The sequence below is a fragment of the Paraburkholderia sp. J8-2 genome (assembly GCF_905220195.1).
Taxonomy (GTDB): Bacteria; Pseudomonadota; Gammaproteobacteria; order Burkholderiales; family Burkholderiaceae; genus Paraburkholderia.
Genome location: NZ_CAJMZA010000005.1, coordinates 410489 through 423234, shown reverse-complemented (window position 1 = coordinate 423234; position 12746 = coordinate 410489). Strand labels below are relative to the sequence as shown.

At 64.6% G+C, this 12746-nt stretch carries 13 protein-coding genes; 2 read left to right on the top strand and 11 right to left on the bottom strand.

Annotated elements, in window-relative coordinates:
- The 4 genes from U5A52_RS15295 to U5A52_RS15280 all read right to left on the bottom strand — a co-directional run.
- A partial coding sequence (locus tag U5A52_RS15295; protein WP_415773909.1) for an electron transfer flavoprotein subunit beta/FixA family protein occupies window positions 1–234 on the bottom strand: 234 nt, incomplete at its 3' end.
- A gap of 222 nt (window positions 235–456) precedes the next feature.
- On the bottom strand, window positions 457–1266 hold the full coding sequence (locus tag U5A52_RS15290) for a MetQ/NlpA family ABC transporter substrate-binding protein (RefSeq protein WP_321935167.1): 810 nt from the start codon (window positions 1264–1266) through the stop codon (window positions 457–459).
- A gap of 55 nt (window positions 1267–1321) precedes the next feature.
- The gene (locus tag U5A52_RS15285) at window positions 1322–1975 is read right to left on the bottom strand and encodes a methionine ABC transporter permease (RefSeq protein WP_158758320.1); all 654 of its coding nucleotides are present in this window, start codon (window positions 1973–1975) and stop codon (window positions 1322–1324) included.
- Window positions 1965–2999, bottom strand: coding sequence for a methionine ABC transporter ATP-binding protein (locus U5A52_RS15280; protein ID WP_321913830.1), 1035 nt, complete (start codon window positions 2997–2999; stop codon window positions 1965–1967). The genes U5A52_RS15285 and U5A52_RS15280 overlap by 11 nt, the downstream gene beginning before the upstream one ends.
- A gap of 281 nt (window positions 3000–3280) precedes the next feature.
- Here U5A52_RS15280 and U5A52_RS15275 point away from each other — a divergent pair, with 281 nt between their 5' ends.
- On the top strand, window positions 3281–4171 hold the full coding sequence (locus U5A52_RS15275) for an alpha/beta hydrolase (RefSeq protein ID WP_321935166.1): 891 nt from the start codon (window positions 3281–3283) through the stop codon (window positions 4169–4171).
- A gap of 13 nt (window positions 4172–4184) precedes the next feature.
- Here the strand turns inward: U5A52_RS15275 and U5A52_RS15270 are convergent, their stop codons facing one another.
- Together U5A52_RS15270 and U5A52_RS15265 are read right to left on the bottom strand one after the other, a co-directional pair.
- Window positions 4185–4979 (bottom strand): enoyl-CoA hydratase, encoded by a 795-nt coding sequence (locus tag U5A52_RS15270; RefSeq protein WP_321935165.1) that lies wholly within the window; start codon window positions 4977–4979, stop codon window positions 4185–4187.
- 64 nt (window positions 4980–5043) lie between these two features.
- Window positions 5044–5970 (bottom strand): histone deacetylase family protein, encoded by a 927-nt coding sequence (locus tag U5A52_RS15265; RefSeq protein ID WP_321913833.1) that lies wholly within the window; start codon window positions 5968–5970, stop codon window positions 5044–5046.
- Window positions 5971–6242: 272 nt separating this feature from the next.
- Between U5A52_RS15265 and mltB the strand changes: the two genes are divergently transcribed.
- Window positions 6243–7553, top strand: coding sequence for a lytic murein transglycosylase B (mltB, locus tag U5A52_RS15260; protein ID WP_321913834.1), 1311 nt, complete (start codon window positions 6243–6245; stop codon window positions 7551–7553).
- Between the two features lie 69 nt (window positions 7554–7622).
- On the opposite strand, the gene cysM is transcribed toward mltB, so the two are convergent.
- The 5 genes from cysM to U5A52_RS15235 form a co-directional block, all read right to left on the bottom strand.
- On the bottom strand, window positions 7623–8525 hold the full coding sequence (cysM, locus tag U5A52_RS15255; RefSeq protein ID WP_321913986.1) for a cysteine synthase CysM: 903 nt from the start codon (window positions 8523–8525) through the stop codon (window positions 7623–7625).
- Window positions 8526–8780: 255 nt separating this feature from the next.
- Entirely contained in the window at window positions 8781–9131 is a 351-nt protein-coding gene (locus U5A52_RS15250) for a ComEA family DNA-binding protein (protein ID WP_321913835.1), read from the bottom strand.
- Between the two features lie 73 nt (window positions 9132–9204).
- A complete protein-coding gene (rfaD, locus tag U5A52_RS15245) occupies window positions 9205–10197 on the bottom strand; it encodes an ADP-glyceromanno-heptose 6-epimerase (RefSeq protein WP_321913836.1) in 993 nt (330 codons plus the stop codon).
- Between the two features lie 118 nt (window positions 10198–10315).
- The gene (gene rfaE1 / locus U5A52_RS15240) at window positions 10316–11320 is read right to left on the bottom strand and encodes a D-glycero-beta-D-manno-heptose-7-phosphate kinase (protein WP_321935164.1); all 1005 of its coding nucleotides are present in this window, start codon (window positions 11318–11320) and stop codon (window positions 10316–10318) included.
- Window positions 11292–12689: a UDP-glucose/GDP-mannose dehydrogenase family protein gene (locus U5A52_RS15235; protein WP_321935163.1), complete on the bottom strand. Its 1398-nt coding sequence runs from the start codon at window positions 12687–12689 to the stop codon at window positions 11292–11294. The genes rfaE1 and U5A52_RS15235 overlap by 29 nt, the downstream gene beginning before the upstream one ends.
- Window positions 12690–12746 lie beyond the last annotated feature (57 nt).

The window sequence follows — 12746 nt, the reverse complement described above, 5'->3', positions numbered from 1 at the left end:
GATGGCCAGTGCCGTGCGCAGCGTTTCCTGCGCTTGCGTCACGCCCGCCGAAACGGCGATGACTTCCGTCGCCACGCCCGCTTCCTTCAGACGCACCGCTTCTTCCACGGCGATTTCGTCGAACGGGTTCATCGACATCTTCACGTTGGCGATATCGACGCCCGTGCCGTCCGACTTCACACGAACCTTCACGTTGTAATCGACTACGCGTTTGACTGGCACAAGGACTTTCATTCACATGCTCCGAAGTTACGAATACGTCAACCTGGCGGACATTATAGCGATAGCCCTGTCGGGCCGATCTGCCACCAGCAATTTTCACGAACCACCGCTGCCGCACCCCTGCTTCACTCCGGCCATCAGTAGCGAACGATCGTGCGATTTTACGGTGGAAAAAACCCGGGCATCAAGCCCGGGCGCCGAAAAATATCTCTAATTTCACGGCCTGGAGGGGGCTTACCAGGCGGTGATGACCGCCCCGCCGAACTTCGTTTCGATGTACTGCTTCACTTCCGGCGAGTGGTAAGCGGCGACCAGTTTGGCCACCCAGGGCTTGTTGCGATCGGCTTCGCGAATCGCGAGGATATTCACGTAAGGCCCCTTCGGGTCTTCGATTGCGATCGCGTCCTGTTTCGGCTTCAGGCCCGCTTCCATCGCGAAGTTGGTGTTGATCGCGGCGGCGTCCACGTCGTCGAGCGAACGTGGAATCTGCGCGGCGTCCAGTTCGACGATCTTCAGCTTCCTGGGGTTTTCCACGATGTCGAGCGGCGTCGCCTTCAAGCCTGCGTTGGCGCGCAACTTGATAAGGCCCTGGCTTTGCAGCAGCAGCAATGCGCGGCCGCCATTCGTCGGATCATTGGGCACCGCGATGCGAGCGCCCGGCTTCAGTTCGGACAGCGATTTGATCTTCTTCGAGTAGATGCCCATCGGGAACGTGACCGTGTCCGCGATCTTGATGAGCTTGTAGCCGCGATCCTTCACCTGCGCATCGAGATACGGCCCGTGCTGGTAGCTGTTGGCATCGAGGTCGCCGCCCGCGAGCGCCGCATTCGGCTGCACGTAGTCGGAGAACTCGACGATCTTGATGTTCAGGCCGTTCTTCGCGGCCACGCTCTTCACGACTTCCATCACCTGCTCGTGCGGGCCGCCCGTCACGCCCACCTTGATGGTTTCGTCCGCGTGCGCCGTCATAGGTGCAAGCAGCGGAGCGATCAGCGAAGCCGCGCCAAGCGCTGCCGCGAGACGGATCATGAAACGACGTTGCATACCAAACCTTTGTCTTGTGTAGTGGTGTTGATCGAAAAACTGCCTGTTTTCAGGCTTATTTATGGCTCAGGCGCCGCACGAGCCAGTCGCCGAACGACTGCACGAGCTGCACGAACACGATCAGGATCACGACGACGATCAGCATGACTTCGGGCTCGAAGCGCTGATAGCCGTAGCGGATGCCGAGGTCGCCAAGACCGCCGCCGCCGATCGCGCCCGCCATGGCCGAATAGCCAACGAGCGAGATGAAGGTGATGGTGAGCCCCGCCACCACGCCCGGCAGCGACTCGGGCAGCAGCACCTTGAAGACGATCTGGCTCGTGCTCGCGCCCATGGCCTGGGCGGCTTCGATCAGGCCGCGATCGACTTCGCGCAACGCCGTTTCCACGAGTCGCGCGATGAACGGTGCAGCGGCAATGGTGAGCGGCACGATGGCGGCCGCCGTGCCGATCGACGAGCCGACCACGACACGCGTGAACGGAATCACGGCGACGAGCAGGATGATGAACGGCGTGGATCGCACGGCGTTGACGATCACGCCCATCACGCGATTCGCGGCGATGTTCTGCAGCACGCCGTTGCGGTCGGTGAGATAGAGCAGCACGCCGAGCGGCAGGCCGATGGCCGCGCCCACGAGTCCCGAGATGCCCACCATGATGAGCGTCTCCCAGAACGACTGGACGAACATGTCGAACATTTCACTCCACATGGGACAGTTCCTCCACCACGACACCTTGCTCGCGCAGCCATGCAATGGCCTGCGCCACCTTCACCGGATCGCCGGCCGCAAGCACCGCGAGCGAGCCGAACGCCTGCCCCTGGATCTCGTCGATCTGGCCGTGCAGGATGTTGAAATCGAGTTCGAAGCGGCGAATCGTTTCTGACAACACCGGCTGGTCGACGCCCGTCCCCTTGAACGCGAGGCGCAGCAAGTGGCCGCTGCCCTTCGCGAGGCGCTCGGCCACGCGCGCCTTGAGCGCGGGCGGCAATTCCTGGGCGATCACGTCGCCGAGCAGCGCGCGCGTGACTTCGTGGCGAGGCTGCAGGAACACGTCGAGCACGGGGCCGCTCTCCACCACGCGGCCCGCATCGAGCACGGCCACGCGGTCGCAAACCTGTTTGATCACTTCCATCTGGTGCGTGATCATCACGACGGTCAGGTTCAGCTCGCGATTGATCTTGCGCAGCAGGTCGAGAATCGCGCGCGTGGTTTCGGGGTCGAGCGCGGAGGTCGCCTCGTCCGAAAGCAGCACCTTCGGCTTGCTCGCGAGCGCGCGCGCAATGCCCACGCGCTGCTTCTGACCGCCGCTGATCTGCGAGGGATAGCGATCCTTCTGCGCGCTGAGGCCAACCAGTTCGAGCAGCGGCAGCACCGTCGCTTCGATCTCGGCGCGCTTCACGCCAGCAAGCTCCAGCGGCAGCGCGACGTTGTCGAATACCGTGCGCGACGACAGCAGGTTGAAGTGCTGGAAGATCATGCCGATCTCGCGGCGCGCCTCGCGCAGGTCGGCCGACGAGAGCGACGTGAGCGTGCGCCCGTTGACGACGATGTCGCCTTCGGTGGGCCGCGTGAGCAGGTTGATGGTGCGCACGAGCGTGCTCTTGCCTGCACCGCTGCGCCCGATGATGCCGAACACTTCGCCCGGCGGAATCGTCAGATTGACGTTGTGCAGCGCCTCGATCCAGCCTTGTGGGCCGGCGAAGCGCTGGGACACGTTTCGAATTTCGATCATGGAAAAAAGCAAAACGGCGGGTGTGCCGCGCGCCGCTCGCATTGACCGCCCCTTTCGGATATTCGGAAAACGCGTCGCGCCGGCAGACAGCCGCCGTTTGATGGACTGGATTTAGCTCGCCATTTTACCCTGGCACGCAAAATTCCTTTTAATAATCAATTTCGATATTTTCATAACCCATTTGCATTAGAGGGCACTGGCAGCGCGTCAGCGCTCGCCCGGCCGCTACACTGCTGCCGACAGACTGATACCGAAAACGAACCGCCCAACCAGGGAGCGAGATGGAGACCAGTCAGAAAACCGGCGCGGCCGACGCCATGGAGCCCACCGAGCGATCGACGCTGCGCACGCGCGACGGCGTCGAACTGCCGCTCTACGTTTGGCGCGCGAGCGCGCCGCCGCGCGCGGCCCTCGCGCTGGTTCACGGCCTGGCGGAGCATGCGGGCCGCTACGCGGCGCTTGCGGCGCGGCTGAACGCTGCGGGCATTGACGTCTACGCAATCGATCTGCGCGGCCATGGGCGTGCGCCAGGCCGCCGCACCTGGGTTGCGCGCGTCGACGAATATCTCGACGACGCCGAGGCGCTAGTCGCCCACGCGAGCACGCAATGCGCAGCACAGGGCACACCGCTCTTCCTGATGGGTCACAGCATGGGCGGCGCGATCGCCGCGCTCTACGCCGTCGAGCGCCTGCCGCAAACGCGCGTGCCGCTCGGGGGCCTGCTGCTCTCGAGCGCAGCGCTCGCGCCGGGCCGCGACGTGCCCGCATGGATGATCGCCGCGAGCCGCGTGATCAGCGCGATCTGGCCAACCTTTCCGGCGATGAAGATCGACGCGGCCCTGCTTGCGCGCGACCCCGCCGTGGTCGAAGCGAATCGCGCCGATCCGCTCGTGCATCACGGCGCGATACCCGCGCGCACGGGCGCGCAATTGCTGGAAGCGATGAAGCGCATCGAAGCGGGCCGCGCGCAATTGCGGCTACCCGTGCTGATCTGGCATGGCACTGAGGACAAGCTCACCGAGCCCGACGGCAGCCGCGCGTTTGGCGCGAACGTGGGATCGCCCGATCGCACGCTCACGCTGTATGAAGGCAGCTACCACGAAACGCTCAACGACCTCGATCGCGAACGCGTGATCGGCGCAATGATCGACTGGATCGATCAGCACTGCTGAGCGGCCAGACTCGCTATTTCGCTGCGCGCTTCTCGATGAATGCCTGCACGCCGTCGAGCGCGGGGTCGGTCATCATGTTGCAGGCCATGGTCTGCCCGGCCAGTTGATACGCGGCTTCGATGCCCATTTCGAGCTGCCGGTAGAAGAGCCCCTTGCCGGCCTCGACCGCCTCGCGCGGTTTCGCGCAGATGCTCGCGGCAAGCGCCGTCACGGCGGCGTCGAGTTCTTCGGCGGGCACCACGCGATTTACGAGGCCTTCGCGCAGCGCCTTTTCGGCGTCGATGAATTCGCCTGTCATGAGCATCTCAAAGGCCGCCTTGCGCGAAACGTTGCGCGAGAGCGGTACAGCAGGCGTCGAGCAGAAGAGCCCGAGATTGATGCCCGACACGGCAAAGCGCGCCGTGTCCGCCGCCACCGCCAGATCACACATCGCGACGAGCTGGCAGCCCGCCGCCGTCGCCACGCCTTGCACGCGCGCGATCACCGGCTGCGGCATCTTTTGAATGGTCAGCATCATCTTCGAGCAGCGTTCGAACAGCTTCGCGTAGTACTCGTGCGAGGGCGCCGCGCGCATTTCCCTGAGATCGTGGCCCGCGCAGAACGCGCGGCCCGCTGCAGCGATCACGATCACGCGCGCATCGGATTTCGCGAGCGCGGCGAGTTCGGCCTGCACGGCATCGATCAGCGCTTCGGAAAGCGCGTTGAACGCATCCGGGCGATTCAGCGTGAGGCGCACGACGCCTGGCACGCCGTACGCGTCGCACGTCACTTCAATCAGCGTTGGCGATGAGCAGGGATTGGCATTCACGATGCGTGTCTCCTACGTTCGAATGTGTGCGATGCGGGTCCGCGCCCAAAGCGGCGCGGGTTGCCTAGATATCGGCCAGCACGCGCAAATGCGCCACCACACTGCGGCCCAGCGCCGAGAGGTTGTAGCCGCCTTCGAGGCTGCTCACGATGCGCCCCTTCGCATAGCGGCGCGCGATCTCGCGAATCTGTTCCGTGATCCACGCGAAGTCGTCCTCCACGAGCCCCATGTTGCCGAGGTCGTCTTCGCGATGCGCGTCGAAGCCCGCCGAGACGAACACCATCTCCGGCTTGAACTCGTGCAGCCGCGGCAGCCACATGATGTCGATGGCCTCGCGCACTTCCATGCCTTTCGTGCGCGCCGCGATCGGCAAATTGACCATGTTCGGCGCCGGATTCTCGGCCCCCGAGTACGGATAGAACGGATGCTGGAAAAAGCTGCACATCAGCACGCGCGAATCGCCCGCGAACGCGGCTTCGGTGCCATTGCCGTGATGGACGTCGAAATCGACGATCGCCACGCGTTGCAGACCATGGACTTCCAGCGCATGGCGCGCCGCGATCGCGATGTTGTTGAAGAAGCAAAAGCCCATCGCGCGCGCGGGCTCCGCATGATGTCCGGGCGGCCGCACGCTGCAGAATGCGTTCTCGTAGCGCCCTGCGAGCACCGCGTCGGTGGCTGCGATCGCCGCGCCCGCCGCGCGCAGCGCCGCCTGCCACGTGTGCGGATTCATCAGCGTGTCGGGGTCGATGCTCGCGTAGCCTTCCGTGGGCGCCGTGTTGCGGATGAAGTCGATGTGCGCCTGGGTATGCACGCGCAGGAGGTCCGCCTCGGTCGCGAGCGGCGCCGATTCGTCGCGCTCGATCAGAGCGTCGATGCGGCTCGCGATCAGCTGGTCTTCGATGGCCTGCAGGCGCGCCGGGCATTCGGGATGCCATTCGCCCATCTCGTGCAGCAGAAAATCGGGGTGAGAGAAGAAACCGGTCGTCATGGGTCGCACTAACCGCGGGCTTCGCGCATGCGCGCGGCCGCGGGTCTCCTTCGATCTGTCGGCCAGAGATGGCGCTTTGGCGCCTGACTCTGGTCCCATGCAATCTGATTGCATTTGTCTGGCGGCGCGCCGGCCGGCGCGCGAACAGACACCACGTTACCACAGCGACCTGGTGCTCACGCGCCACGCCGGCGCGCAACGGCCCAATTCCCATAAGGCGCTCGGTTATACTGCCCGGGATCTTCCTGGCCCGCTCTCCCCCTCTCTCGCTCATGACGCTCAAGACCGCTCTGTCCGCTTCCAGCCGCCCACGTCGCACGACCCTCGCACTCGCGCTTTGCGTTGCGGCGTCGCTGTGCACCGGCGCGGCGCGCGCGCAAACTGCCGCGCCGAAATCGCGACAGACGCCGCTCACGCTCGCGCAAGCCCAGCCGCAAACGCCGGCGCAAGGCCAGACGTTCGAAGAGGAAATCGTCCCGCAGCGCTACGCGAACAATCCGGACGTCGATGGCTTCATCAACGACATGGTGGCGCGCTACGACTTCGATCCCACTGCGCTGCACGCGCTCTTCGCGAGCGCGAATTATTCGGCGACGGCGGTGAAGCTCGTCACGCCCTCGCCCGTTCCGGGCGTGAAGAACTGGCGCGCGTATCAGGCGCGCTTTCTCGACCCAGTGCGCATCAATGCGGGCGTGCGCTTCTGGCGCGCGAACCAGGCTACGCTGCAGCGCGCGTCGGAAGAGTTTGGCGTGCCGCCCGAGGTGATCGTCGGCATCATTGGCGTGGAGACGATCTATGGCCGCTACATGGGCAACTTCCGCGTGCTCGATGCGCTCACCACGCTGGCCTTCGATTATCCGAACACGCCGAACCGCGCCGAGCGCATGGCAACGTTCCGTAAGAATCTCGAAGACTATCTCGTGTGGACGCGCGACTCCCAGATCGATCCGTCGTCGGTGCTCGGCTCGTACACGGGCGCGATCGGCATTCCGCAGTTCCTGCCGAGCAGCATCGTGCAGTACGCGGTCGACTATGAAGGCAACAATCACATCGACCTGCGCGCGAGCACGGCCGACGCGATCGGCAGCGTGGCGAACTATCTGCGGCAGAACGGCTGGGAATCGGGCCGGCCCGTGGTGTGGAATATCGCGACCGACGCGGGCAGCCTCGGCATTGCGCAAGCCGCGGCGGACGGCAAGCCGGAACCGCGCTGGCCGCTCAGCCAGTTGCTGCGCTCGGGGCTCGTGCTCGATCAGCCGGACGTGGACATCGCCGCCGAGGCGGGCACGCCCGTCACGGTGATCGACCTGCCCTCGCCCGGACGCGGCACCGAGTACAAGCTCGGGCTCAAGAATTTCTATGTGCTCACGCGCTATAACCGCAGCTTCTTCTATGCGCTTGCGGTGTATCAGCTGGGTATGCGCGTGAAGGCGCAGATGCTGGCGACGCAGCCGGGCGTGGGTGTGGGCCCGGCGAACGGCAATGGTGAGAATGGTGGAAACGGTGGCGGCAACGGAAATGGCAACGGCATGAACAGTGCCCCGAACGGTACGGGCACGACGCCACCCGGTCAGCAAGACTAATTTCAGCGGCACAAAACAAAACGGCCTTCGGAAACACCGAAGGCCGTTTTGTTTGCACTTACGCTTGAATCAAGCGGGAAACACACCCGTAGACAGATAACGGTCGCCACGATCGCAGACGATGAACACGATCGTCGCGTTCTCGACCTGGCGCGCAACACGCAATGCCACCTCGCATGCGCCGCCCGACGAGATACCCGCGAAAATGCCTTCGACCGAGGCAAGCCGGCGCGCCATGTTTTCGGCGGCGGCCTGGCTCACGTTCTCCACGCGATCCACGCGGCTGCGGTCGAAAATCTTCGGCATGTACGCTTCGGGCCACTTGCGAATGCCCGGAATGCGCGAGCCTTCTTCCGGCTGCGCACCGACGATCTCGATGGCCTGATTCTTTTCCTTCAGGAACTGGGACGTGCCCATGATCGTGCCGGTCGTGCCCATTGACGAAACGAAGTGCGTGATGCGCCCTTCAGTGTCGCGCCAGATTTCCGGGCCGGTGGCCTCGTAATGCGCAAGCGGGTTGTCCGGATTGGCGAACTGGTCGAGGATGATGCCCTTGCCGTCGCGCTGCATTTGCTCGGCGAGGTCGCGCGCATATTCCATACCGCCCTTGACGGGCGTGAGCATGATTTCCGCGCCATAAGCGGCCATGCTCTGACGGCGTTCGACCGAAAGGTCCTCCGGCATGATGAGCACCATCTTGTAGCCGCGAATCGCCGCTGCCATGGCGAGCGCGATGCCCGTATTGCCGCTCGTCGCTTCGATGAGCGTATCGCCCGGCTTGATGCGGCCGCGCTCTTCGGCTTTGCGGATCATCGAAAGCGCCGGGCGGTCCTTCACCGACCCAGCCGGGTTGTTGCCTTCCAGCTTGGCCAGCAGGACGTTATTGCGGGCGCGGATTTCGTCGTCCGGCAGGCGGACGAGCTGCACGAGCGGGGTATTGCCGATCGTGTCTTCAATGGTCTTGTAGGGCATGGGAATGGCAGTAAGGCGCAATGACGTGATCCGTCGATTCTAAACCACGCGGCCACCGACCGCTGGAGACCCCGCTGGAACCCATTACGCTGGTATGGCCGCAGGCTCGCGACCCAATCTCGATGCGCGGCAAAAAGCCCGCGGCCCGGGCCGCGGGTCAACGTCGCGGGCCGACTTCACCTGAGCGACACCTGAAGGAGACTACACCCCGCGCGGCTTACGCACGAGACGCGGGGGAAAAACGCGAGCGGACGCCTACTTCTTGACGGCCACGGTAGCCGGCTGAGGCGCCCCTGCCTTCGCGGGCGTTGCCTGTGCAACCTTCGCCTGCCCCGCCTGGGCATTCGCGGGCCCGACGGCCAATCCTTCGGCCTGCAAACGTTCGACGGTATGGCCACCGAGGCCCTTCACGCGCTTGCCGAGGTCAGCGGCATCCTTGTACGGGCCGTGCGCGGAGCGTTCGTCGAGAATGGCCTTGGCGCGCGCGGGCCCAATACCCTTGATGCCGCGAAGCGCGTCTTCGTTGGCCGTGTTGACGTCCACGGCCGCGAAGGCGTGGCTGAATACGGCCAGAAGCGCGGCCGCCGCAAGGATTTTTCGGAACATGCTGGATCTCCCTGAAAACGCCGGCGACCATCGCCGGCGAGGAGAGTCCAGTTTATGAAGTCACGGCTTCGCGTTACACCTGGCCAGAAAGCCAACGTACGTAACGATCCACGCCTTCCTGCACCGTCAGGAACGGCGCGTCGTAGCCCGCTGCGCGCAGCTTCGACTGGTCCGCTTGCGTGAAGCACTGATACTTGCCGCGCAGCGCGTCGGGGAACGGGATGTACTCGATCAGCCCTTCCTTGACCTGCTCCGCGAGCGAAAGCGCAGGCTTGCCTTCCATCGCGCGCAGCGTATTCACCACGGTCGTTGCGATGTCGTTGAACGGCTGCGCACGGCCGCTTCCGAGATTGAAGATGCCCGTCTTCTCCGGATGATCGAAGAAGAACAGGTTGACCTTCACCACGTCCTCGACAGAGACGAAGTCGCGCGTCTGCTCGCCCGGCGCGTAGCCGTTGTACTCGCCGAACAGCTTCACGCGGCCTTCCGCGCGGAACTGGTTGAAGTTGTGGAACGCTACCGAAGCCATGCGCGCCTTGTGCGTCTCGCGCGGCCCGTACACGTTGAAGTAGCGAAAGCCCGCAATCTGGCTTTGCGCCTTGGGCAGCACGCGGCGGATCACCTGGTCGAACAGGAACTTCGAATAGCCGTACACGTTCAGCGGCGCTTCGACTTCGCGTTCTTCGACAAAGCGCGTCGAGCCGCCATAGATCGCCGCCGACGACGCATACAGAAACTGCACGCGCTGTGCGAGGCACGCGTCGAGCACGGCGCGGCTATAGCGGAAGTTGTTGTCCATCATGTAGCGGCCGTCGGTTTCCATCGTGTCCGAACAGGCGCCTTCGTGGAATACCGCGCGCACGTTGCCGAAATCGCCGCGCGTGAAGCGCTCGACGAACTCGGTCTTGTCGATGTAGTCGTCGATCTCGCAATCGACGAGATTCCTGAACTTGTCCGCGCGGGTGAGATTGTCGACGGCGATGATGCGGTCTTCGCCGCGTTCGTTCAGCGCCTTGACGATGTTGCTGCCGATAAAGCCGGCCGCGCCGGTGACGATGAGAGTCATGATAGGTCTGCGGTGACGAGGTTCACGCGAGGTTGATGCGAGGTTGACCCACAACCGGGAAAACTCTCCGGAAATCCCGGCCGGGGTGCGAGCGCGCTACGCGAGCGCGTGCGGAACGTTATTGAAAGAGTTCGTCGTAGTCGACGGTGGCCGTACCGAGCTTGCCGACCACGATGCCGGCCGCGCGATTCGCGAGCGCAACGCCCTCGACGAGCGGCAAACCCGCGCCCAGCATGACCGCGACAGTCGCGATCACCGTGTCGCCGGCGCCCGAGACATCATACACTTCGCGCGCGTCAGCCGCCGCGTGCAGCGCGCCGTCGTCGGAAAAGAGCGTCATACCCTCTTCTGAGCGCGTGAGCAGCAGCGCGTCGAACTGCAGTTCGTGGCGCAGCTTCGTCACGCGTGCGTGCAGGTCCTCCTCGGATTTCCAGGTGCCCACCACTTCGCGCAGCTCCGCGCGGTTCGGCGTGATGAGGCTCGCGCCGCGATAGCGCTCCCAGTCGTCGCCCTTGGGGTCGACCAGAACTGCCTTGCCCGCAGCGCGCGCCTTCGCGATCATCTGCGTGACGTGCGTGAGGCCGCCCTTCGCGTAGTCGGAGAGCAGAATCACGTCGTGCGTGGGCAGCAGCGCGTCGAAACGTGCGAGGCCGGCAAGCAGGATCTCGTGCGCGGGCGTGTTCTCGAAGTCCACGCGCAAGAGCTGTTGCTGGCGCGAAAGCACGCGCAGCTTGATGGTGGTCGGCAACGAGGGATCGCGTTCGAGATACGCGTTCACGTTGCTTTCGTCGAGCAACTCGACGATGCGCTCGCCGGGTTCGTCATGGCCCAACACGCACAGGAGGCCCGCATGGGCACCGAGCGCCGCCGCGTTGCGCGCGACGTTCGCGGCGCCGCCGAGGCGGTCTTCCTTGCGCTGCACATGCACGACCGGCACCGGCGCTTCCGGCGAGATGCGGTTGACGTCGCCGAACCAGTAGCGGTCGAGCATGACGTCGCCCACCACCAGCACGCGCGAGGTGGCGAGCTTCTCGCGCGGCACGACGCGCACTTCGGGCGCGATCGCCGTGGCAAGCGCGCTGACAGGCGCGGCTTCAGGCTGCGGAGTTTGCGAGATTGACATGGGGCCGCCCAATCGAGTGATAGTCAATGCCGAGCTCTGCCATGGCGTCGGGCTCGTAGAGATTGCGTCCGTCGAAGATACGCGGTGCCTTGAGCACCTTCTTCAAGTGCACGAAGTCGGGCGCCTTGAACGCGGTCCATTCGGTGACGATCACGAGCGCGTCAGCGTCCGTGAGCGCGTCGTCCTGGCTCGATGCGAACGAAAGGCGCGCATGCTGCTCGGGCGCGTGCGCGAGATCGAGCGCGAATACACGCTGCGCTTCCTCGGCCGCGACCGGATCCCACGCGGCCACCGTCGCGCCGCGCGCAAGCAGGTCGGCGATCAGACGGCGGCTCGGCGCTTCGCGCATATCGTCGGTGTTCGGCTTGAATGCGAGGCCCCACACCGCGAAGTGCTTGCCCGTGAGGTCTTCGCCGCACACCTTGGCGATCTTCTTGACGAGCACCTCCTTCTGGCCGTGATTGACCTCCTCGACCGCTTCGAGCACGCGCAGGTTCTGGCCCGACTCCGCGGCCGTGCGGATCAGCGCCTGCACGTCCTTCGGAAAGCACGAGCCACCGTAGCCGCAGCCCGCGTACAGGAAGTGATAGCCGATGCGCGGATCGGAACCGATGCCGCGGCGCACCGACTCGATGTCGGCGCCCACGCGGTCGGCGAGATTCGCCATCTCGTTCATGAACGAGATGCGCGTGGCGAGCATGGCGTTGGCCGCGTACTTCGTGAATTCGGCGGAGCGCACGTCCATGTAGATCGTGCGCTCGTGATTGCGGTTGAACGGCGCGTAGAGGCGTTTCATCTTCTCGCGCGCGGCGTTGCCGTTCTCGTCCTCGTCGAGCCCGATGATGATGCGGTCCGGGCGCATGAAGTCGTCCACGGCCGCGCCCTCTTTCAGGAACTCGGGATTCGAGACGACCGAGAAGCGATGGTCCACGCTGTGCATAAGGCCGCGCTTGGCCAGTTCTTCGGCCAGCACGCCGTGTACGCGCTGCGCCGTGCCGACCGGGACCGTCGACTTGTCGACGACCACCTTGAAGCCGTTCATGTGGCGGCCAATGCTGCGCGCCGCCTCGAGCACGTACTGGAGATCGGCCGAGCCGTCTTCGTCAGGCGGCGTGCCCACGGCGATGAACTGCACCTCGCCGTGCTCGACGCTCGCCGCCACGTCGGTGGAAAACGTGATGCGCCCGGCCGCGCGGTTGCGCGCGATGAGTTCGAGCAGGCCCGGTTCGTGAATCGGCACGCCGCCGCCATTCAAGATGTCGATCTTGCGCGGATCGACATCGAGGCAAAACACGTCGTGGCCGATTTCGGCAAGACACGCACCGGTGACGAGGCCGACGTAGCCGGTACCGACAATGGTGATCTTCATAGGCGCTCCGGTGACAGATGCTGATGTTGTATTGACTGTGTGTGCGTGGCCGCCCAG

Excerpts from the sequence above, each read along its gene's own strand:
- U5A52_RS15265 (WP_321913833.1), bottom strand. The coding sequence starts at position 5,970 with ATGACGACCGGTTTCTTCTCTCACCCCGATTTTCTGCTGCACGAGATG.
- U5A52_RS15280 (WP_321913830.1), bottom strand. The coding sequence starts at position 2,999 with ATGATCGAAATTCGAAACGTGTCCCAGCGCTTCGCCGGCCCACAAGGC.
- U5A52_RS15285 (WP_158758320.1), bottom strand. The coding sequence starts at position 1,975 with ATGTGGAGTGAAATGTTCGACATGTTCGTCCAGTCGTTCTGGGAGACG.
- U5A52_RS15275 (WP_321935166.1), top strand. The coding sequence starts at position 3,281 with ATGGAGACCAGTCAGAAAACCGGCGCGGCCGACGCCATGGAGCCCACC.
- U5A52_RS15235 (WP_321935163.1), bottom strand. The coding sequence starts at position 12,689 with ATGAAGATCACCATTGTCGGTACCGGCTACGTCGGCCTCGTCACCGGT.
- rfaD (WP_321913836.1), bottom strand. The coding sequence starts at position 10,197 with ATGACTCTCATCGTCACCGGCGCGGCCGGCTTTATCGGCAGCAACATC.
- cysM (WP_321913986.1), bottom strand. The coding sequence starts at position 8,525 with ATGCCCTACAAGACCATTGAAGACACGATCGGCAATACCCCGCTCGTG.
- U5A52_RS15250 (WP_321913835.1), bottom strand. The coding sequence starts at position 9,131 with ATGTTCCGAAAAATCCTTGCGGCGGCCGCGCTTCTGGCCGTATTCAGC.
- rfaE1 (WP_321935164.1), bottom strand. The coding sequence starts at position 11,320 with ATGTCAATCTCGCAAACTCCGCAGCCTGAAGCCGCGCCTGTCAGCGCG.
- U5A52_RS15290 (WP_321935167.1), bottom strand. The coding sequence starts at position 1,266 with ATGCAACGTCGTTTCATGATCCGTCTCGCGGCAGCGCTTGGCGCGGCT.
- mltB (WP_321913834.1), top strand. The coding sequence starts at position 6,243 with ATGACGCTCAAGACCGCTCTGTCCGCTTCCAGCCGCCCACGTCGCACG.